The following is a 24,295-nucleotide window of genomic DNA, read 5'->3' on the forward strand; positions in this document are numbered from 1 at the left end:
GGATGAATCTTGCGCCCCAATCGATTCATCATCGATGCGCCATCGCCCGATCAGGACGGATGAACCATGACCGGTTATCAGATTGCCAGCCTGCCGCTCACGGCCGCGCAGTCCGGTATCTGGCTCGCCCAGCGCCTTCAGCCGACGAATTCCCTTTTCAACATCGCCGAATACATCGATATTCACGGCAAGATCGACCCCGCGCTCTTCGAAAGCGCGCTGCGCCGCACCGTGGCCGAGGCCGAGACACTGCGGATCCGGCTCCTGGAGGAGGACGGCAGGGCGGCGCAGGTGGTCGAGGAGCACCTCGACTGGACCCTGCCCTTCATCGACGTCAGCCACGAGGACGATCCCCGCGCGAGCGCCGAGAGCCATATGCGCGCCGAGATGCGCCGGCCGGTGGACCCCACCACCGGTCCGCTGTTCGCCTTCGCGCTGTTCAAGGCGGCGGACGACCGGTACTTCTGGTACCAGCGCTACCACCACATCGTCATGGACGGCCTCGGCCTCTCCCTGGTCGGCCGCCGCGTCGCCGAGCTCTACACCGCGCTCGCGACCGGACTGCCCTGTCCGCAGACGCCGTTCGGATCACTGGCCGAACTCCTCGGCGACGAGGCCGCGTACCGGGACTCCGACCGGTTCGCGCGCGACCGCACGTACTGGATGGCACGCTTCGCCGATCGGCCCACCGCCAGCAGCCTGGCCGACCACACCCCGGCGCTCCCCGAACGGCTGGCGCGCCGGACCGCCTTCCTCGACGAGACGACGCTGGCCGGGTTGCGCGCCACCGCACGCGAGGCGGAGGTCGCCTGGCCGGCCGTCCTCGTCGCCGCGCTCGGCGTCTATCTGCACCGGATGACCGGCAACCGTCAGGTCGTCCTCGGCCTGCCCGTGATGGCCCGGTCCGCCGGACGCGCCCGCACCATCCCCGGGATGATGTCCAACGTCCTGCCGTTCCGGCTGGACCTGCACCCCGGTACCACGGTGGCGGAGGCCGCCCGGCTGGCCTCCAGGGAACTGCGCGGCGCGCTGAAGCACCAGCGGTACCGCGCCGAGGACCTGCGCCGGGACCTCGAACTCTCCGGCGACGAGCACCGTCTCATCGGCCCGCACATCAACATCGTCATGGTCGACTACGACCTGAGCTTCGCCGGCCACCGCGGCAGCGTGCACAACCTCGGCGGCGGCCCCGTCGACGATCTGTCGCTCGTGGTGGACGGACGGGTCGCCACGGAGCCGGGCCGGACCGGAAGCGGCGAGAGCGCGGCCGGCGGGCTGCGCATCGACCTGGACGGCAATCCGGAGCTGTACGACCCCGAGCGGCTCGCCGACCACCAGCGGCGCTTCCTCGACCTCCTCGGCCACTTCGCCCACGCCGCACCCGACACCCCCATCGGCCGGATCGATCTGCTGGCCCCTCAGGAGCGCGAGCGCGTCCTGGGCGAGTGGAACGCCACCGCGCGGAAGGTGCCGGACGCCACACTCCCCGAACTGTTCGAGGCCCAGGCGGCCCGCACCCCACAGGCCCCCGCGGTGGTCTTCGAGGGCCGTACGCTGACCTACGCCGAGCTCAACGGGCGCGCCAACCGGCTCGCCCATCTGCTGATCGCACACGGCGCCGGTCCGGAGAGTCTCGTGGCCCTCGCCATGCCCCGCTCCGACGAGATGATGGTGGCGCTGCTCGCCATCCTCAAGGCCGGTGCCGCCTACCTTCCGGTGGACCCCGGCTACCCGGCCGAGCGGATCGCCTACATGCTCGACGACGCCCGACCGGCGATCGTGCTCACGGCCAACGGGGACACCGCGGTCGGCGACGGCCGCCGCGCACTGCGCCTGGACGCCCCCGAGACGGCCGCACTGCTCGCCGGCCACCCGGACCGCAACCCCGTCGACGCCGACCGCACCACCCCGCTCCGGCCACAGCACCCCGCCTATGTGATCTACACCTCGGGCTCCACCGGCCGCCCCAAGGGCGTCATGGTGGCCCAGGCCGCCGCCGTCGACCTCGCCACCTGGGCGGCCACCGACATCGGACCCCGGCAGCTGAGACAGGTGCTCGCATCGACCTCGCTCAACTTCGACGTCTCCGTCTTCGAGATGTTCGGGCCGCTGTGCTGCGGCGGGAGCATCGAAGTGGTGCGCGACCTGCTCGCACTCACCGAGCGCACGGCGGACGGCTGGTCGGGCAGCCTGATCAGCGCCGTCCCCTCGGCGTTCGCCCAGGTGCTGGCACACGGCGAGGTGAACGCCTCGGCGGAGACCGTCGTCCTGGCCGGGGAGGCCCTGTCGGCACACGCCGTCGCCGCCATCCGGCACGCCATCCCGGGCTGTCGTATCGCCAACATCTACGGCCCGACCGAGGCCACCGTCTATGCGACCGCCTGGTACGGCGATCGTGAGGCGGACCCCGGCGACCAGGCCCCGCCCATCGGCCGCCCGATCTCCAACACCCGGGTGTATGTGCTGGATGCGGCGCTCCAGCCGGTGCCCGTCGGTGTCACCGGAGAGCTCTACATCGCGGGCAAGGGCCTTGCCCGGGGGTATGTGCGGCGTCCGGGGTTGACGGCGGAGCGGTTTGTGGCGGACCCGTATCGCGGGGCGGGTGCGCGGATGTATCGCACGGGTGATGTGGTGCGGTGGCGGGCGGATGGGAATGTGGAGTACGTCGGGCGCGCCGATGAGCAGGTGAAGGTGCGTGGCTTCCGGATCGAGCTGGGGGAGATCGAGGCGGTTCTCGTCCGGCATCCGCAGGTGCGGCAGACGGCGGTGATCGTTCGCGAGGATCGCGCCGGTGTGAAGCAGCTCGTGGCGTATGTGGTGGCCGAGGGCGAACCCGATGCGGGGGAGTGGCGCGAGCATGTGGCCGCGGAGCTGCCCGAGTACATGGTTCCGGCCGCTTTCGTCACGCTGGAGCGGCTGCCGCTGACGCCCAACGGCAAGCTGGACCGCCGGGCCCTTCCGGCGCCCGACTTCGGGCCTGTGGCGGAGGGGCGGGCTCCCGCCACCGCGCGCGAGGAGGCGCTGTGTGCGGTGTTCGCGGATGTGCTGGGGCTGTCGGGTGTCGGGGCGGATGACAACTTCTTCGATCTGGGCGGGGACAGCATCGTCTCCATCCAGCTCGTCAGCCGCGCCCGCGCCGCCGGACTGGTCTTCACCCCGCGCGATGTCTTCCAACGCCCCACCGTGGCCGCGCTCGCCGCGGCCGCCACGGACGCGGACGCCACCTGGACGCCGACCCCCGACCAGGGCATCGGCGTGCTGCCGCCGACTCCCATCGTGCACTGGCTGCGGGAGCGTGGCGGGCCGGTGGACGGTTTCCATCAGTCGATGCTGGTGCGCACGCCCGCCGGGCTGACCCTGGAGCGGCTGACGGCTGGGTTGCAGGCCGTACTGGACCATCATGACGCGCTGCGGATGCGGCTGGGACGTGAGGGCGATGGCGCCTGGGAGCTGGAGACGGGGCCGCGGGGCGCGGTCGACGCGGCCGATGTGATCACACGGGTGACCGACCCGGAGGAGCTGCGCCGGGACCCGCTGGAGGACAGGCCGCTGAGCCCCGAGGCCGGTGAGATGGTCCGGGCCGTATGGCTCGACAATGGCGCGGACGCCCCCGGTCGGTTGCTGTTGGTGGCGCATCATCTGGTGGTCGACGGGGTCTCCTGGCGGATTCTGCTGCCGGATCTGGCCGCGGCGGTCGAGGGCCGGGAGCTGGAGCCGGTCGGCACCTCGCTGCGGGGCTGGGCCGAACACCTCACCGCCCTCGCCCGGCACCCCTCCCGACGGGCCGAACTGCCGCTGTGGACAGCCATGTCCGAGGGTCCGGACCCGCTGCTGGGCCGACGGGCGCTGGATCCGGCGCGGGACACCGCCGCCACCGTCCGCCACCTTCGGCTGACCTTGCCGGCGGAGCGGACGGAGCCCCTGCTGACGCGGGTGCCCGCCGCGTTCCACGGCGGTGTGAACGACGTCCTGCTGACGGCCCTGGCGCTGGCGGTGGCCGACTGGCGGCGCCGACGCGGCCACACGGAGGCCACCGGTGTGCTGGTGGACCTGGAGGGCCATGGCCGGGAGGACATCGTCGAGGGCGCCGATCTGTCCCGTACCGTCGGCTGGTTCACCAGCCTTCACCCGGTGCGCCTGGAGCCCGGAGTGGCGGACTGGGGCGAGGTCTGGGAGGGCGGACCGCAGGCCGGACGGGCCCTCAAGCGGGTCAAGGAGCAGCTGCGCGGCCTGCCCGACAACGGCATCGGCTACGGTCTGCTGCGCCACCTCAACCCCGACACCGCGCGTGAGCTGGCCGCCCTGCCGACCCCGCAGATCGGCTTCAACTACCTCGGCCGCCTCGCGACCGGCACCGACACCGACTGGGCGGTGGAGAGCGCGTCCGGCGGCGGCGACGAGGACATGCCGCTCGTCCACACCGTCGACGTCGACGCGCTCACCCTGGACACCCACGACGGTGCACAGCTGCACGCCACCTGGAGCTGGCCGGACGGGCTGCTCTCCGAGGACGACGTACGCGACCTGGCCGAGACCTGGTTCCGCGCCCTGGACACCCTCGCCACCCACGCCGAGCCACCGGGAGCAGGCGGGCGCACCCCCTCCGACCTCCCGCTGGTCACCCTCACCCAGGACGAGATCGACACCCTGGAGCGCACCTGCCCCGATCTGGAGGACGTGCTGCCGCCCTCGCCCATGCAGGAAGGGCTGCTGTTCCACGCCCTGTTCGACGAGGGCGCCGCGGACGTCTACACCGTGCAGCTCTTCCTCGCCATGGCGGGAACACTGGACGAACGGGCCCTGCGCGCCGCCGCGCGGACCCTGCTGAACCGGCACCCCAACCTCCGCTCGGGCTTCCGCCACGAACAGCTCGGCACCCCCGTCATGGTCGTCCACCACGAGGTGGAACTGCCCTGGGAGACCAGGGATCTGCGCGGTCTCGCCCCGGACGAGCAGACGGCCGAGCTCACGCGGATCGCGGAGGAGCAACTGGGCCGCGGCTTCGATCCGGCGGCGCCACCGCTGCTGCGCTTCGTCCTGCTCCGGCTCGCCGACGACCGCTGCCGTCTGCTCCTCACGTACCACCACATCCTGCTCGACGGCTGGTCGATGGCGCTGCTGGCCCAGGAGCTGTTCGCGCTGTACGCACGCGGCGGTGACGACACGGGACTGCCCCCCGCCACCCCCTACCGCGACTATCTGGCGTGGCTCGCGGACCAGGACCGGGAGACGGCCGAGGAAGCGTGGCGGCAGGCGCTCGCGGGCATCGAGGAGCCCACACTGCTCGCCCCGACGACGGGCAACGACACTCCCGCCCTGCCCCCGGAGCGGGTCACCCTCGACCTGTCGCCGGAGCTCACCACCGCGCTGACCGACCGGGCCCGGGGGCTCGGGCTGACCATGAACACCCTGGTCCAGGGCGCCTGGGCGGTGCTGCTCAGCCGGCTCACCGGAGCCGAGGACGTGGTCTTCGGCGCCACCGTCTCCGGACGGCCGGGCGAGATCGGCGGCGTCGAGTCGATGGTCGGCCTGTTCATCAACACGCTGCCCGTGCGGGTGGCGCCGGGTCCGGAGGAGAGCTGGGCCCAGCTGCTGACCCGCCTCCAGGAGCAGCAGGCGGCGCTGATGGAGCACCAGTACATCGGGCTGCACGACACCCAGCGACTGGCCGGGGTGGGGGAGCTGTTCGACACCCTCACCGTCTTCGAGAACTACCCCCTGGACCCGGACATGCTGGACAGCGCCGGCAGCGGGCTGCGGGTCACCGAAGCCGGTGCGGAAGACGCCACGCACTATCCGCTGACCCTCGTGGCGGTTCCCGGCCCGCGGCTCGCCCTGCGCCTCGGATACCGGCCGGAGCTGTTCGCCGCCGACAGCGTGCGCGCCATCGGCGCCCGCCTCAACCGGCTGCTGGAAGCCATCGCCACCGACCCCGATCGGGCGGTCGCCGACGCGGACATCCTGGACGCCGCGGAGCGCGAGCGGACGCTGGTCACCTGGAACGCCACCGAGCGCCACATCCCCTCCGTCACGCTCACCGAGCTGATCGAGGCCCAGGCGGCCCGTGCCCCGCACACCACCGCCGTGGTCTTCGAGGGCCGGACGCTGACGTACGCGGAGCTGGGCGCCCGCGCCAACCGGCTGGCGCGGCTGCTGGTCGAGCGGGGAGCGGGCCCGGAGCGGTTCGTGGCCCTCGCCCTGCCGCGCTCCCTGGACCTCATCGTCGCTCTGGTGGCCGTGCTGAAGTCGGGGGCCGCCTATGTGCCGGTCGACCCCGACTACCCGGCCGAGCGCATCCGCTACATCCTGGGGAACGCCCACCCCGCGCTGCTGCTCACCACCGCGGACATCACCGAGGCGCTGCCGCCCGACGACGACACCCCTCGGCTGCTGCTGGACACCGCGGACACCCGGGCGGAGCTGGCGGGCCACTCCGACCGCGATCTCACCGACACCGAACGGCTCGCCCCGCTGACCGGCCGCAACACCGCCTATGTCATCTACACCTCGGGTTCCACGGGCAAGCCCAAGGGCGTGCTCGTCCCGCACGAGGGGATCGTCAACCGGCTGCTGTGGACCCAGGCGCGGTACGGGCTCGACGCCTCCGACGGGGTGCTGCAGAAGACACCGTCCGGTTTCGACGTCTCGGTGTGGGAGTTCTTCTGGCCGCTCATCACCGGCGCCCGGCTCGTGGTCGCCCGGCCGGAGGGCCACAAGGACCCCGCGTATCTCGCCCGGCTGATCCGGGACGAGAGCGTCACCACGGTGCACTTCGTCCCGTCCATGCTCCAGGTCTTCCTCACCGAGCCCACCGTCGCCCACTGCACCGGTCTGCGCCGCGTCCTGTGCAGTGGCGAGGCACTCCCCGGTGAGCTGCGCGCACGGTTCTACGAGACGCTGGACGTGCCGCTGCACAATCTGTACGGGCCCACCGAGGCATCCGTGGATGTCACCTCGTGGGAGTGCTCCGCCCAGGATCCCTCCGGGCCGGTGCCGATCGGCGCCCCGGTGTGGAACACCCGGCTGTATGTGCTGGATTCACGGCTGCGGCCGGTGCCCGCCGGAGTCCCCGGTGAGCTGTATCTCGCCGGTGTGCAGCTCGCCCGGGGGTATGTGCGGCGTCCGGGGTTGACGGCGGAGCGGTTTGTGGCGGACCCGTTTCGCGGGGCGGGTGCGCGGATGTATCGCACGGGTGATGTGGTGCGGTGGCGGGTGGATGGGAATGTGGAGTACGTCGGGCGCGCCGATGAGCAGGTGAAGGTGCGTGGCTTCCGGATCGAGCTGGGGGAGATCGAGGCGGTTCTCGTCCGGCATCCGCAGGTCGGGCAGACGGCGGTGATCGCTCGTGAGGACCGCGCGGGTGTGAAGCAGCTCGTGGCGTATGTCGTCGCCGAGGGCGACCCGGATGCCGGTGAGCTGAGGAAATACCTGGGCACCGAACTGCCCGAGTACATGGTCCCGGCCGCTTTCGTCACGCTGGAGCGGCTGCCGCTGACGCCCAACGGCAAGCTGGACCGCCGGGCCCTTCCGGCGCCCGACTTCGGGCCTGTGGCGGAGGGGCGGGCTCCCGCCACCGCGCGCGAGGAGGCGCTGTGTGCGGTGTTCGCGGATGTGCTGGGGCTGTCGGGTGTCGGGGCGGATGACAACTTCTTCGATCTGGGCGGGGACAGCATCGTCTCCATCCAGCTCGTCAGCCGCGCCCGCGCCGCCGGACTGGTCTTCACCCCGCGCGATGTCTTCCAGCACCGCACGGTGGCCGCACTCGCCGCGATGGCCGGGGAGGCCCGGGCGACGGCGGTGGAGCCACCGGACCATGGCATCGGTGTGGTGCCGCTGACCCCGATCGTGCACTGGCTGCGGGAGCGCGGCGGGCCGGTGGACGGTTTCCATCAGTCGATGCTGGTCCGTACGCCCGCCGGGCTGACCCTGGAGCGGCTCACCGCCGGGTTGCAGGCGGTGCTCGATCACCATGACGCGCTGCGGATGCGGCTGGGACGTGAGGGCGATGGCGCCTGGGAGCTGGAGACGGGGCCGCGGGGCGCGGTCGACGCAGCCGATGTGATCACACGGGTGACCGACCCGGAGGAGCTGCGCCGGGACCCGCTGGAGGACAGGCCGCTGAGCCCCGAGGCCGGTGAGATGGTCCGGGCCGTATGGCTCGACAATGGCGCGGACGCCCCCGGTCGGTTGCTGTTGGTGGCGCATCATCTGGTGGTCGACGGGGTCTCCTGGCGGATTCTGCTGCCGGACCTGGCCGCGGCGGTCGAGGGCCGGGAGCTGGAGCCGGTCGGCACCTCGTTGCGGGGCTGGGCCGAACACCTCACCACCCTCGCCCGGCACCCCTCCCGAGTCGAAGAACTCGCGCTCTGGAAGCGGCAGTTCGAGGGGCCCGACACCTTGGTGGGCGCACGGGCGCTGGATCCGGTCCGGGACACCGCCGCCACCGTCCGCCACCTTCGGCTGACGCTGCCACCGGAGAGGACGGAGCCGCTGCTGACGCGGGTGCCCGCCGCGTTCCACGGCGGTGTGAACGACGTCCTGCTGACGGCCCTGGGTCTGGCGGTGGCCGACTGGCGGTGCCGCAGGGGTCACGCGGAGGCCACCGGTGTGCTGGTGGACCTGGAGGGACATGGCCGGGAGGACATCGTCGAGGGCGCCGATCTGTCCCGTACCGTCGGCTGGTTCACCAGCCTCTACCCGGTGCGTCTGAAGCCCGGGATCGAGGACTGGGCCGATCTCTGGGGCGGTGGCCGCGAGGCCGGACAGGCCCTGAAACGGGTCAAGGAGCAGTTGCGCGCCCTGCCCGACAACGGCATCGGCTACGGTCTGCTGCGCCACCTCAACCCGGACACCGCGCGCGAGCTGGCCGCCCTGCCGACCCCGCAGATCGGCTTCAACTACCTCGGCCGCCTCACCTCCGGCACCGACACCGACTGGGCGGTGGCACCGGAGGCCGACGGGCTCGGCGGCGGGGCGGACGACGCGATGCCGCTTCCGCACGCACTGGAGATCAACGCACTGACCGAGGACGGTCCGGGAGGCGCCCGCCTCGGCGTCGTATGGAGCTGGCCGGACGGGCTGCTCTCCGAGGACGACGTACGGGACCTGGCCGAGACCTGGTTCCGCGCCCTGGACGCGCTCGCCGCCCACGCCGAAGGGCCGGGAGCCGGCGGGCACACCCCCTCCGACCTGACGCTGGTCTCCCTCACCCAGGACGAGATCGACGCATTCGAAGACGAACTGGAACCGGGAACCGAGTGGGAGATGCCGAAGTGAGCAGCCAGTCGAGGGTCGAAGACATCCTGCCTCTGTCGCCCCTGCAGGAAGGGCTTCTCTTCCACGCGGTGTACGACACCGAGGCTCCCGATGTGTACACCATGCAGTTCGCGTTCGACCTGGTCGGCCGGGTGGACGTGGCCGCCCTGCGCGCCGCCGCGGCCGCCCTGCTGCGCCGCCACGCCAATCTGCGCGCCGGGTTCCGCAGACGCAAGACGGGTGAGGCCGTCCAGATCATCCACCGCGAGGTGGAGCTGCCCTGGGACGAGCGGGATGTGAGCGGTCTGGGCGAGGCGGCGCAGACCGCCGAGATCGCCCGGATCCTGGCGGAGGAGAAAGGTCGCAGGTTCGACCTCGCGAGCCCGCCGCTGGTGCGCTTCGTCGTCGTGACGCAGAGCGCCGAGCGGTTCCGGCTCATCCTGACCAACCATCACATCCTGCTCGACGGCTGGTCGATGCCGCTGCTCGCCCGGGAGCTGTTCACGCTGTACGCGCGCGGCGGTGACGACTCCGGGCTGCCCCGGGTCACCCCCTACCGCGACTATCTGGCCTGGCTGGCCAAGCGGGAGCGGGGCGCCGCCGAGGAGGCGTGGCGGCGGGCGCTGGACGGGGTCGAGGGGCCCACGCTGCTCGCCCCGACCGCGGGCGAACGGCGCGCGGCGGCCCAGCCGGAGCGGGTGATGCTGGAGCTGTCCGCCGAACTGACCTCCACCCTGGGGCAGTTCGTCCGCACCCGCAAGCTGACGCTGAACACGCTGGTGCAGGGCGCCTGGGCGGTGCTGCTCGGCCGGCTCACCGGGCGCGGGGACGTGGTCTTCGGTGCCACGGTCGCCGGTCGCCCGCCGGAGATCCCCGGCGTGGAATCCATGGTGGGGCTGTTCATCAACACCCTGCCGGTGCGCGTCGTACTGCGGCCCGACGAGCCGCTGTCCGGACTGCTCGCCCGGGTACAGGAGCAGCAGTCGGCGCTGATGGAGCACCAGCATCTGGGGCTGCACGAGGTACAGCGGCTGGCCGGGACCGGTGAGCTGTTCGACACCCTGACCGTCTTCGAGAACTACCCCCTGGACCCCGGCGGCCTGGAGCTGCCCGGCACCGGGGTGCGCATCGCGGGCGTCGACGTCAACGACGCCACGCACTACCCCCTCACCCTCGCCGTGATCCCCGGCGACCGGCTCACTCTCCGCCTGGACCACCGCTCCGACCTGCTCGACCACGACGCCGCCCAGCGGCTGGCCGACCGTCTGGTGCGGCTGCTGGAGACGGTCGTCGCCGACCCCGACCGGCCGGTGGCGGCGGTGGACATCCTGGACACCGCCGAGCGCGAGCGGGTGCTCGTCGAGTGGAACACCACCGCCCGCGACCTGCCGCGGGCCGGGCTCGGCGAGCTGTTCGAGGCCCAGGCCGCGGCGACGCCCGGGAACGACGCGGTGGTCTTCGACGGCGGGGCGCTGAGCTACGCCGAACTGGACGCCCGCGCCAACCGGCTCGCCCGGCTGCTGATCGGGCGCGGGATCGGCCCGGAGAGCATCGTCGCCCTCGCCCTGCCCCGGTCCGTGGACATGGTGGTGGCGCAGCTCGCCGTGGTGAAGGCGGGGGCCGCCTATCTTCCGGTCGACCCCGACTACCCGGCCGAACGCATCCGTTTCCTGCTCGAGGACGCCCGGCCCGAACTCCTCATCGGTGGTGGTGGCGCCGTCGCGCATAAGGGGGAGCGGCTGGACCTCGACGATCCCGCGCTGCCCGCCCGGCTCGCCGCGCTCCCGGCCACCGGCATCGTGGACGCGGACCGTACGGCCCCCTTGCGTACGGCCCATCCGGCCTATGTCATCTACACCTCCGGTTCGACGGGCACCCCCAAGGGGGTCGTGGTCTCCCACACCGGTCTGGCCTCCTTCGCCACGGCTGCCGTGGAGAACTTCGACGTCGACGCCGGGGCGCGGGTCCTGCAGTTCGCCTCGCCCAGCTTCGACGCCGCCGTGCTGGAGCTGTGCATGGCGTTGACCTCCGGCGCCGCGCTCGTCGTACCGCCGCCCGGCCCGCTGGCCGGGGAGGCCCTCGCCGAGGTGCTGGCCGGCCGGCGGGTCAGCCACGCCCTGATCCCCCCGGCCGCGCTGGCGTCTGTGCCCACGACCACGCCGCTGCCCGGTTTCCGCTCCCTGGTCGTCGGCGGTGACGCGTGCTCCGCCGAGCTGGTGGCGCGCTGGTCGTCCGGCCGCCGGATGGTCAATGCCTACGGTCCGACCGAGTCGACCGTGGCCGCCACCATGAGCGGGCCGCTGAGCGGGGGGCGGACGCCCGCGATCGGCGGCCCCGTCGTCAACACCCGGGTGTATGTGCTGGACGCGGGGCTGCGGCCGGTGCCCGTCGGCGCCCCGGGAGAGCTCTATCTCGCGGGCGAGGGACTGGCCCGCGGCTATCTGCGCCGCCCCGGGCTGACGGCGGAGCGGTTCGTCGCCAACCCCTTCGACGCCCCGGGCTCCCGGATGTACCGCACCGGCGATGTGGTGCGGTGGCGGGCCGACGGCACCCTGGACTACCTCGGGCGCGCCGACGAGCAGGTGAAGATCCGGGGCTTCCGGGTCGAGCTGGGCGAGATCGAGACCGTCCTCGTCCGCCATCCGAAGGTCGCCCAGGTCGCCGTGGTCGCCCGCGAGGAGCGCCCCGGCCTCCGGCAGCTGGTGGCCTATGCGGTCGGCGAGGCAGAGGTGGCCGAACTGCGCGACCACGTGGCCGGGGTGCTGCCCGCCCATATGGTCCCGGCGGCGTTCGTGCGCCTGGACGCGCTGCCGCTGACGCCCCACGGCAAACTGGACCGCAAGGCGCTGCCCGCCCCGGACTTCGGCTCCGTGACCACCGGGCGGGCTCCTGCCACCCCGGAGGAAGCGGCGCTGTGCGCGGTGTTCGCCGATGTGCTCGGGGTGGAGCGGGTCGGCGTGGACGACAGCTTCTTCGACCTGGGCGGCGACAGCATCGTCTCCATCCAGCTGGTCAGCCGGGCCCGCAAGGCGGGGCTGACCTTCACCCCGCGCGATGTGTTCCGGCTGCGGACCGTGGCCGCGCTCGCCGCCATGGCCACGCCGCGGGAGGAGGCGGCGGCCACCGCCGAACCGGACGACTCCGGCATCGGGGTGGTGCCGCTCACCCCGATCGCCCACTGGCTGCGGGAGCGCGGCGGGCCCGTCGACGGCTTCCACCAGTCGATGCTGATCCGCACTCCCGCCGGCCTGGACCAGGCGAAGCTGACCGCGGCGCTGCAGGCCCTCCTCGACCACCACGACGCCCTGCGGCTGCGGCTGACCCGGGCCGGTGGCATCGTGTGGAGCCTGGAGGTGGCGCCGCGCGGGGCGGTCGACGCCACCGGCGCTCTGACCCGTGTGGACGCGGCCGGGCTGCGCGGTGAGGCGCTGCGCTGTGTGGTGGCCGGACACCAGGGCACCGCGCAGGCGCGGCTGGAGCCGGAGCGGGGCGCCATGGTGCGGGCGGTGTGGTTCGACGGCGGACCGCACGAGAGCGGCAGACTGCTGCTCGTCCTGCACCACCTGGTGGTGGACGGCGTCTCGTGGCGGATCCTGCTGCCCGATCTGGCCGCCGCGGCCGAGGCCGTCATGGCGGGCGACGTACCGAGGCTGGAACCGGTGGGCACCTCGCTGCGGCGCTGGGCCGAGCAGCTCACCGCGCTCGCCCAGCACCCGGCCCTGCTGGACGAACTTCCGCTGTGGACCGCCATGCTGGAGGCCCCGGACCCGCTGCTGGGCAGCCGCGCCCTGGACGCGGCGCGGGACACCGTGGCCACCGTCCGGCACATCAGCCTCACCCTGCCGCCCGAGCGCACCGATCCCCTGCTCACCCGGGTGCCCGCCGCCTTCCACGCCGGGGTCAACGACGTCCTGCTGACCGGCCTCGCCCTGGCCGTCGCGGACTGGCGCCGGCGCCGGCACGACGACGCGGCGGCCCCGCTCCTGGTCGACCTCGAAGGCCATGGCCGCGAGGGCGTCGTCGAGGGCGCCGATCTCTCCCGTACCGTCGGCTGGTTCACCGATCTGCACCCGGTGCGGCTGGACCCGGCGGTGGCGGACTGGGCCGAGCTGTGGGCCGCCGGCCCGCAGGCCGGACGGGCGCTGAAGACCGTCAAGGAGCAGCTGCGCGCCCTGCCCGACAACGGCATGGGCTACGGTCTGCTGCGCCACCTCAACCCGCAGACCAGCCCGGCCCTGGCCCGGCTGCGCACCCCGCAGATCGGCTTCAACTACCTCGGCCGCTTCCCCGCCGCCTCCGCCGATGACGAGGGCGCCGACTGGTCCGCGGCCCCGGAGGCCGACGGCCTCGGCGGCGGCGTCGACCCGGCCATGCCCGTCCCGCACACGCTCGAGGTGGGCGCCCTCACCCGGGACCACGCGGATGGGCCGCGGCTGACCGCGACCCTGTCCTGGCCCGGCGATCTGCTGGCCGAGGAGGACGCCCGCGATCTGGCGGAGACCTGGTTCCGCGCGCTGGACGTCCTCACGGCCCACACCGAGCGGGCGGGAGCCGGCGGGCACACCCCCTCCGATCTGCCCCTGGTTCCCCTGAGCCAGGACGAGATCGACACTGTGGAGCGGGCCCGGCCCGGCGTGGCGGAACTGCTGCCGCTGTCCGCCCTGCAGAAGGGGCTGCTCTTCCACGCCGTCTACGACGAGCGGGCGCGCGACGTCTACACCGTGCAACTGCTGCTGGATGTGACCGGGCCGCTGGACGCCCGGGGGCTGCGCCGCGCCGCCCACGCACTGCTGGAGCGCCACGCCAACCTGCGCGCCGGTTTCTGGCACGAGGGGCTGCGCACCCCGGTGCAGTTCGTGCCCCGGGCGGACGAGACCGAGCTGCCCTGGTACGAGTTCGACCTCTCCGGTGTCCCGGCCGACGGGCAAGACGGCGAACTGGAGCGCCTGCTCGCCGAGGACCGGGCCCGCCGCTTCGACCTGACCGCGCCGCCGCTGCTGCGCATCACCGTGATCCGGCTCGACGGCGATCGCCACCGGCTGGTGCTGACCAACCACCACATCCTGCTGGACGGCTGGTCCACCCCGCTGCTCGCCCAGGAGCTGTTCACGCTCTACGCCTCCGGGGGAAGCGATGCCACGCTGCCCCGGGTCACCCCCTACCGCGACTATCTGGCCTGGCTCGCCGGCCAGGACGGCGGCGCCGCCGAGAAGGCATGGCAGCAGGCTCTGGAGGGCGCCGAGCCGACCCTCCTCGCCCCCGTGGACCCCGGCCGCGAGGCGGCGGTACCGCGGACGGTCGCCGTAGAGCTGTCCGCCGAGCTGACCGCCGCCCTCACCGAGCGGGCGCGGGGTCTCGGGCTCACGCTGAACACGCTGGTGCAGGGCGCCTGGGCGGTGCTGCTCGGCCGGCTCACCGGGCGCGGGGACGTGGTCTTCGGCGCCACGGTCTCCGGCCGTCCGCCGGAGATCGCCGGTATCGAGACGATGGTGGGCCTGTTCATCAACACCCTGCCGGTGCGGGTGGCCCTGCGGCCCGACGAGCCGCTGTCCGGGCTGCTGGCCCGGGTACAGGAGCAGCAGTCGCTGCTGACCGACCACCAGTACCTCGGGCTCACGGACATCCAGAACATCGCCGGCACCGGTGAACTCTTCGACACGCTCACCGTGTTCGAGAACTACCCGCTCGACCCGGCGGCGCTGGAGCTGCCCGGCACCGGGCTCGGCGTCCTGGGCATCGACGGCCGGGACGCCACCCACTATCCGCTGACCCTCGTCGCCATCCCCGGACTCCCCGGCCAGGGGCTCCAGTTGCGGCTCAACCACCGGCCGGACGTGCTGGACCCGGCGGCCGTGGCGGAGCTGGCCGACCGGCTGCTCCGGCTGCTGGAGCTCATCGCCGCGGACCCGGAGCGCCCGGTCGGGCGGATCGATGTGCTCGGCCCCGACGAGCGCGCCCGGCTGCTGGCGCTGGGGACCGGGGACACCGGCCCCCGGCCCGCCGCGTACGGGTCCATCCAGCGGCGGTTCGCCGACCAGCTGGCCCGTACCCCGGACGCGGTCGCGGTGAGCGACGCCGACGGGCAGGAGGTCACCTACCGGGAGCTCGACGCCCGCGCCAACCGGCTGGCGCACCGGCTGATCGCCATGGGGGTGCGCCCGGAGAGCCCGGTCGCGGTGATGCAGAAACGTTCCGTCGAGTTGGTGGTCTCGATCCTCGCGGTGCTGAAGGCCGGTGGCGCGTATGTGCCCCTGGACTCGCGCTATCCGCGGGCCCGGCTGAGCCTGATCGTCGAACAGACCGCCGCCGGTGTGCTGCTCACCGACCGCGACCTGAGCGAGGCCGCCCGCGCCTTCCCGCACCGGGCCCGGCCGCTGGTCGTCGACGACCCCGCCCTCGACGGTGCGGCGCCGCTGGACGGCGAGCCGGACACCGACCCCGGTATCGACGGACACCATGAGCAGCTCGCCTATGTGATGTACACCTCGGGCTCGACCGGCACCCCCAAGGGCGTCGCCGTCACCCACCACGATGTGCTCGCCCTCGCCTTCGACGGCGCCTGGGACAGCGGCCACCACACCCGGGTGCTGCTGCACTCGCCCCAGGCGTTCGACGCCTCCACCTACGAACTGTGGGTGCCGCTGCTGCGCGGCGGCCACATCGTGGTGGCGCCCCCCGGGGAACTCGACGTCCAGGACCTGGCCCGGGTCATCGCGGAGCGCAAGGTCACCGGAGTGTGGCTGACCGCCGGTCTCTTCCGGATCCTCGCCGAGGAGCGGCCCGCATGCTTCGCGGACGTATCCGAGGTGTGGTCCGGTGGCGACGTCGTCCCGGCGCCCATGGTGCGCAGAGTGCTGGCCACCTGCCCCGAGCTGGTCGTCGGCGACGGCTACGGCCCGACCGAGACCACCACGTTCGCCGCCTACCACCGGATGCGGGCGCGGGACACCGTCCCCGACACCGTGCCCATCGGCGGGCCGCTGGACCGGATGCGGCTCTACGTCCTCGACGACAACCTGGCCCTCACCCCGCACGGAGTCGCCGGCGAGCTGTACATCGCCGGCGCCGGACTCGCCCGCGGCTACCTGGACCGCCCCGGCCTCACCGCCGAGCGCTTCGTCGCCGACCCCTTCGGCCCCGCCGGGGCGCGGATGTACCGCAGCGGCGACCTGGTCCGCTGGACCGACGGCGGCCTGCTGGAATTCGTGGGCCGCGCCGACGAACAGGTCAAGGTGCGCGGCTTCCGCATCGAACTCGGCGAGATCGAGGCCGTCGTGGCCCGCTTCCCCGGCCTCGCCCAGGTCGCGGTGATCGTCCGCGAGGACCGGCCCGGTGACAAGCGCCTGGTCGCCTACGCCGTCCCGGCCGGCGGACACCCCGCCCCGGACCTGGCCGCACTGCGCCACCACACCGCGGCCGCCCTGCCCGCCTACATGGTCCCGGCCGCCTTCGTCGCCCTGGAGACCCTGCCCGTCACCACCAACGGCAAGGTCGACCGCCGGGCCCTGCCCGCCCCCGACTACGGCGCCGCCGCCACCCGCCGGGCCCCGCGCACCCCCGAGGAGCGCACCCTCTGCGAGATCTTCGCCGAGGTGCTGGGGCTGGCCGAAGTCGGCATCGACGACAGCTTCTTCGACCTCGGCGGCCACTCCCTGCTGGCCACCCGCCTGGTCAGCCGGGTGCGCTCCGGATTCGGCGTGGAGCTGGCGGTGCGCAGCCTGTTCGAGGCCCCCACCCCGGCCCGGCTCATGGCGGCCGTCGCCGGAGCCGCCCGCGCCCGCACCCCGCTGCGGCCCGCCGAGCGGCCCGAGCTCATCCCCATGTCGTACGGCCAGCACCGGCTGTGGTTCCTCAACCGGCTGGAAGGCGCCGCCTCCCCGTACAAGATCCCGATCGCGCTGCGGCTGAGCGGACACCTCGACCGTGAGGCCCTGCGAGCGGCGCTGGGCGATGTGGTGGACCGGCACGAGGCGCTGCGCACCGTCTTCCGCGAGACCGGCGGCACCCCGCACCAGGTGGTGCTCGGCACCCGCGCCGCCACCCCCGTCCTCACCACGGAAACCGTCACCGAGGAGGAGCTGCCCGAGGCGCTGCTCCGGGCGGTCGCGCCCGGCTTCGACCTCGCCGTCGACCCGCCCCTGCGGGCTACCCTGTACACACTCGCCCCCGACCGCCACGTCCTGCTGCTGGTCCTGCACCACATCGCCGGTGACGGCTGGTCGATGGGCCCGCTCGCCCGCGACTTCTCCCTGGCCTACACCGCCCGGCTGGGCGGCGAGGCGCCCCAGCAGGACCCGCTGCCCGTGAGCTACGCCGACTACAGCATCTGGCAGCGGCAGGTCATGGGCGGCGAGGACGACCCGGACAGCCCCATCTCCCGGCAGCTCGCCTTCTGGACCGACGCCCTGGCCGGGCTCCCCGACGAACTGGAGCTGCCGGCCGACCGCTCCCGGCCCGCCGTCGCCACCTACCGGGGCGGAACCCTGATGTTCCGGCTGGAACCGGAGCTCCACCACGGGCTGCTCGGCCTCGTACGCGACAACGAGGCGAGCCTGTTCATGGTGGTCCAGGCCGGGCTCGCGGCGCTGCTGACCCGGCTGGGGGCGGGCACCGACATCCCGCTGGGCAGCCCGATCGCGGGCCGCACCGACGAGGCGCTGGACGAGCTCGTGGGCTTCTTCGTCAACACCCTGGTGCTGCGCACGGACACCTCGGGCAACCCGACCTTCCGGGAGCTGCTGGCCCGTGTCCGGGACACCGATCTGGCCGCCTACGCCCACCAGGACACCCCCTTCGAGCGGCTGGTCGAGGTGCTCAACCCGGCCCGCTCGATGGCGCGCAACCCGCTGTTCCAGGTGATGCTGGTGCTCCAGAACAACGTCCAGGCCGAGCTGCGGCTGCCCGGACTGGACGTCACCGTGGAGACCGCGGGCGCCCACGCCGCCCAGTTCGACCTGTCCTTCGACCTCACCGAGCGCTACGCCGAGGACGGCGCGCCGCGGGGGCTGGACGGCCGGTTCGACTACAGCACCGACCTGTTCGACCACCCCACCGCACAGCGGCTGCTCGGCTGCTTCGTACGGTTCCTCCAGGCCGCCGTCGCCGAGCCCGACCGCCCGGTGGGCGACCTGGACATCATCGAACCGGGGGAGCGGCGGCAACTGCTGCTCGACTGGAACCGCACCGAGCGCGACACCGGTATCACGGGGGTCGTGGAACGGGTCCGGGAGATCGCCGTCCGCCGCCCGGAGGCCACGGCCCTCACCGACGACCACCGAAGCGTCGACTACGCCACCCTGGTGGCCCGCGCGAGCGCCCTCTCCCGCAGGCTGCTGGCGAGCGGCGCGGACGCCGGTTCGGTCGTCGCGATCCTCTCCGACCGCACCGTCCAGGTGCCCACGGCCGTCCTCGCCGTCCTCGGCATCGGCGCCGCCTATGTGCCGCTCGACCCGCGCGCCCCGCACCGGCGCAGCGCCGGAATGCTCGCCGACAGCGGCGCCCGCCGGCTGCTGGCCGCGCCCGAACACCTGCAGCGGGCAAAGGAGTTGGCCGATTCGGCCGAGATCCCCGTCGAGGTGCTGACGCTGGACGACGCGGCCGATGACGCCGACGCGCTGCTGCCCGTCGCCGGTGGCCCCGGCCACCTCGCCTACGTGATCTTCACCTCCGGTTCCACCGGCCGCCCCAAGGGCGCGATGGTGCACCGGCGCGGCATGGTCAACCACCTCCTCGCCAAGATCGAGGACCTGGGGATGACGGACACCGACAGCGTGGTGGCCAACGCCCCGCTGACGTTCGACATCTCGGTGTGGCAGATGCTGTCCGGCCTCGTCACCGGCGGCCGGGTGCGGCTGGTCGGCGAGGACACCGCGCTGGACCCGCAGGCGCTGTTCACCCGGGTCGCCGAGGAGCGGATCACCGTCCTCGAGGTCGTCCCCTCCCTGCTGCGCACCGCCCTGGACGCCTGGGAGTCCGGCGCCGACCCCGTCGAACTGCCGGAGCTGCGCTGGCTGATGGTGACCGGTGAGGCCCTCCCGCCGGACCTGTGCGAGCGCTGGTTCGCCCGCCATCCGCACATTCCGCTGGTCAACGCCTACGGCCCGACCGAGTGTTCGGACGATGTGACCCACGCCGTCATCGACGCCACCACCCCGCTCGGCGGCGTCCGGGTGCCGATCGGCGCCACCATCCGCAACACCCGGCTCTACGTCCTGGACACCCGGCTCCAGCCGGTCCCGGTCGGCGTCCCCGGCGAGCTGTACGTGGGCGGCACCGGCGTCGGATACGGCTACGTCGGCGACCCCCGGCGCACCGCGGTCACCTTCGTGGCCGACCCGTTCGCGGACGAGCCCGGCAGCCGGTTGTACCGCACCGGCGACCGGGTGCGACGGCTGCCCGACGGCCAGCTGGAGTTCCTCGGCAGGCTCGACCACCAGGTCAAGATCCGCGGACAGCGCATCGAACTGGGCGAGGTGGAGGCCGCGCTGCGCGCGATCCCCGCGGTGACCGACGCGGTCGTCACGGTCGGCACCGATCCCGCGGGGCAGAGCCGCCTCGTCGGCCATATCGTCGGCGCGGTCGACCCCCGGCAGGTGCGCTCCGAGCTCGCCGGGGCGCTGCCGGAGGCGATGGTGCCCGCGGTGCTGATGGCCATGGACGCCCTGCCGCTCACCCCCAACGGCAAGGTGGACCGCAAGGCACTGCCCGCCCCCGACTTCGGGGCGTCGGCCACCGGATCCGGGCGGCCCCCGCGCACCCCGCAGGAAGAGCTGCTGTGCGAGGTGTTCGCCGAGGTGCTCGGCCTGCCCCGGGTCGGCCCCGACGACGACTTCTTCGACCTGGGCGGCCACTCGCTGCTCGCCACCCGCCTGGTGAACCGGATCCGGTCCGCCTTCGGGGTCGAGCTCCAGGTCAGGACGGTGTTCGAGATGCCCACCGTGGCCCGGCTCGCCACGTCCCTGACGCTGGGCACAGGAGGCAGGGCACCGCTGGTCCCGGCCGAGCGGACCGGGCGGATCCCGCTGTCGTACGCCCAGCGCCGGCTGTGGTTCCTCAACCGGTTCGACGGCGACAGCGGCGCCTACAACGTGCCGCTGGCGCTGCGCCTGACCGGTGACCTGGACCGCGAGGCGCTGCGCGCGGCCCTCGGCGATGTGGTGGCCCGGCACGAGAGCCTGCGCACCGTCTTCCCCGAGACCACCGGGCCGGACGCGGACGGCGCCGCCCACCAGCGAATAGTGGACGCCGAGACGGCCCGGCCCGCGCTCCCGGTCACCGACACCGACGAGGCGTCCCTGCCCGGCCGGCTGGCCGCCGAGGCCGCCACCGGATTCGACCTCACCCGCGAACTCCCGCTGCGCACACGGCTGTTCGCGCTTACCCCCAACAGCCATGTGCTGCTGCTGGTGATGCACCACATCGCCAGCGACGGGGCCTCCGCGGCGCCGCTCGCCCGCGACCTGGCCGCCGCCTACGAGGCCCGGCTGGCCGGCGAGGCGCCCCGATGGACACCGCTGCGGGTGGGCTATGCCGACTACAGCCTCTGGCAGCGCGAGGTGCTCGGCGACGAGAGCGACCCCGAGACCCCCATCTCCCGGCAGCTCGCCTTCTGGACCGACGCCCTGGCCGGACTCCCCGACCAGCTCGAGCTGCCCACCGACCGCCCCCGCCCCGCGGTCGCCACCGGAGCGGGCGGCACCGTCCCCGTACGGATCGGCCCCGAGCTGCACCGGCGGCTGGCCGGACTCGCCCGCGAGAACCGGGCCAGCGCCTTCATGGTGGTCCAGGCCGGGCTGGCCGCCCTGCTGACCCGGCTGGGGGCGGGCACCGACATCCCGCTGGGCAGCCCGATCGCGGGCCGCACCGACGAGGCGCTGGACGATCTGGTCGGGTTCTTCGTCAACACCCTGGTGCTGCGCACGGACACCTCGGGCAACCCGACCTTCCGGGAGCTGCTGGCCCGCGTACGGGACACCGACCTGGCCGCCTACGCCCACCAGGACATGCCGTTCGAACGGCTGGTGGAGGTGCTCAACCCGGCCCGCTCGCTCTCCCGCCACCCGCTCTTCCAGATCGCCCTGGCCTTCCAGAACCCCACCGTGGTCGGCCAGGAGGTCACCGGCCTCACCGTGGCCGCGGAACCGCTCGGCAACGCCGGTGCCAAATTCGACCTGTCGATCAGCCTCGGCGACCGGCGCGACGACGACGGTGGCCACCAGGGCATCGAGGGCCATGTCGTCTACAGTGCGGACCTGTTCGACGCGGACACCGTCACCGCCCTCGTGGCCCGGCTGATCCGGCTGCTGGAGGCGGCCGTCGCCGACCCGGACCAGAGAATCGGCCGGATCGCGCTGCTCGACCCGGTCGAGCGGACCCGGATGGTGGTCACCTGGAACGACACCGCCACCGACGTCCCCGAGGTGACCCAGCCCGAGTTGTTCCAGGCCCAGGTGGCCCGCACCCCGGACGCCCCGGCGCTGGTCTTCGGAACCGAGGAGCTGTCGTACGCCGAGCTCAACGCCCGCGCCAACCGGCTGGCCCGCCTGCTCATCGACCGCGGTGTGGGCCCGGAGCGGTTCGTCGCCGTCGCCCTTCCCCGCTCGGCACATCTGGTGGTGGCCCTGCTCGCGGTGCTCAAGGCCGGCGGCGCCTATGTGCCGGTGGACCCGGCCTACCCCGCCGAGCGGATCGGGTTCATGCTCTCCGACACCGCCCCGGCGCTGCTGCTCACCGACGCCGACACCGCCGCCACGCTGCCGCGGGACAGCGAGAACATCCCGCGCCTCCTCCTGGACGACCCCGCGACCGGCGCACACCTCGCCCGCTTCGACACCACCGACCCCGGCGACGGCGACCGGCTCGCGCCGCTGCGGCTGGCCAACCCCGCCTATGTCATCTACACCTCGGGCTCGACCGGACGGCCCAAGGGCGTCGTCATCCAGCACACCTCGCTCACCGACTACCTGGTCTTCGCCGGGGGCGACTACGACGGGGTGCGCGGCACCGCGCTGCTGCACTCCTCGATCTCCTTCGACCTGTCGGTGACCGCCACCCATGTGCCGCTCACCGTGGGCGGCACCGTCCAGGTCGTCAGCGACCTCCAGGACCCGGACCCCGGGACCGCCGAGGCGCTGCGCGCCCGCCCGTGCACCTTCCTCAAGGCCACGCCCAGCCATCTGCCGGTCCTCAGCACACTGCCCGAGGAATTCGCGCCCACCGCCGAACTGCTCCTCGGCGGGGAGCTGCTGCCGGGCGAGCGGGTCGGCGCCTGGCGCGCGGACCACCCCGGCACCACCGTCCTCAACATGTACGGGCCCACCGAGACCACGGTCAACTGCAGCCAGTACCGCATCGCTCCGGACACACCGATCCCGCCGGGACCGCTGCCCATCGGCGGTCCGATGCCCAACACCCGGTTCCACGTGCTCGACGACCACATCGAGCTGGTGCCGCCGGGCGCGGCCGGAGAACTGTACGTGGCGGGCGACTGCCTGGCCCGCGGCTATCTGGGCCGCCCCGATATGACGGCCGCCCGGTTCGTCCCCGACCCGTTCGGCGCCCCCGGCTCCCGGATGTACCGCACCGGGGACGTGGTGCGCTGGAACCCGGACGGCACGCTGTCCTTCCTGCGCCGGGTGGACGACCAGGTCAAGCTGCGCGGCTTCCGGATCGAGCTCGGCGAGGTCGAGGCCGTGGTCGACCGCCATCCCGCCGTCGCCAGGTCCGCGGTGATCGTGCGCGAGGACCGCCCCGGCGACCAGCGCCTGGTCGCCTATGTGGTGCCCGAGCCCGGCGCCGCGCTCCCGGCCCCGGCCGAACTGCGCCGCCACGCCGCCGCGGACCTCCCCGAGTACATGGTCCCGAACGCCTTCGTCCCGCTGGACGTACTGCCGCTGACCCCCAACCGCAAACTGGACCGCCGGGCCCTGCCCGCGCCCGAGTCCTCAGCGGTGTCCGGCGGCCGGGCGCCCCGCACCCGCCAGGAGCGGCTGCTGTGCGAGCTGTTCGCCGAGGTCCTCGGGATGGACCGGGTCTCCGTCGACGACGGCTTCTTCGACCTCGGCGGCCACTCCCTGCTCGCCACCCGGCTCATCGGCCGGGTGCGCGCCACCTTCGGGGTGGACATCGCCATCCGCACCCTCTTCGAGGCACCCACCGTGGCGGAGCTGACCGAGCGGCTCGGCACCGGGGAGGACGACGGCCAGGGCGCCTTTGACGTCCTGCTGCCGCTGCGCCGCAAGGGCGGCCGCCCGCCGCTGTTCTGCGTCCACCCGGCCAGTGGCTTCAGCTGGTCCTACGCCGGGCTGATGCGCCACCTCGGCCCCGACTACCCGATCTACGGCGTGCAGTCGCGTGGCATCGCCGAACCCGGTGAACTGCCCACCGGCGTCCAGGAGATCGCCGCCGACTACCTGAAGCAGGTGCGCACCGTCCAGCCCACCGGCCCCTATCTGCTGCTCGGCTGGTCCTTCGGCGGACTCGTGGCGCACGCCATGGCCGAACAGCTCCAGCGCGCCGGTGAGCGGGTCGCCCTGCTGGCCATGCTCGACTCCTTCCCCCGGCTCCCCGCGAGCCACGGCGGCACCGCGCGGGCCGGGGAGGAGGACGCCGTCCTGTCCCAGCGGGAGTTCCTCGGCGGAATGCTCGACCTGGCCGGCTACGAACGGGCCGACTGGGACGGGGAGCCGCTGGAGTACGGCCGGGTCGCGGAGATCCTCCGCGGCCAGGGCGGCATCCTCGGCAGCCTGGAGGAGCGGCACGTGGCGGCCCTGTACGAGGTGTTCGAGAACAATTCACGGCTCGCACGGGGTCATGTACCCGGTACCTACGTGGGTGACCTTCTCTTCTTCGAGGCGACGCTCGGCAAACCGGGGGACGCCCCCGGGCCCGAGGTGTGGACGCCCTTCCTGGAGGGCTCCATCGAACGCCACCCCGTCGAGTCCACCCACGACGACATGACCCAGCCGGAACCGCTCGCCGGGATCGGCCGGATCCTCGCCACCCGGCTCCGCGACTTCACCTGAGCCCCCTCCACAGCCCC

At 73.3% G+C, this 24,295-nt stretch carries 2 protein-coding genes; both read left to right on the forward strand.

The window, feature by feature from the left end; genetic code table 11:
- The first annotated feature begins 66 nt into the window (after positions 1 to 66).
- On the forward strand, positions 67 to 9,276 hold the full coding sequence (locus tag J8403_RS42330) for a non-ribosomal peptide synthetase (RefSeq protein WP_211127853.1): 9,210 nt from the start codon (positions 67 to 69) through the stop codon (positions 9,274 to 9,276).
- Positions 9,273 to 24,278, forward strand: a complete 15,006-nt coding sequence (locus tag J8403_RS42335; RefSeq protein ID WP_211127854.1) for a non-ribosomal peptide synthetase — start codon at positions 9,273 to 9,275, stop codon at positions 24,276 to 24,278. Before J8403_RS42330 ends, J8403_RS42335 begins: the two co-directional genes overlap by 4 nt.
- Positions 24,279 to 24,295 lie beyond the last annotated feature (17 nt).

It is taken from the genome of Streptomyces yatensis (assembly GCF_018069625.1).
In the GTDB taxonomy this organism is placed as follows: Bacteria; Actinomycetota; Actinomycetes; order Streptomycetales; family Streptomycetaceae; genus Streptomyces; species Streptomyces yatensis.

Coding starts and splice junctions, on each gene's coding strand:
- J8403_RS42330 (WP_211127853.1), top strand. CDS start 67: ATGACCGGTTATCAGATTGCCAGCCTGCCGCTCACGGCCGCGCAGTCC.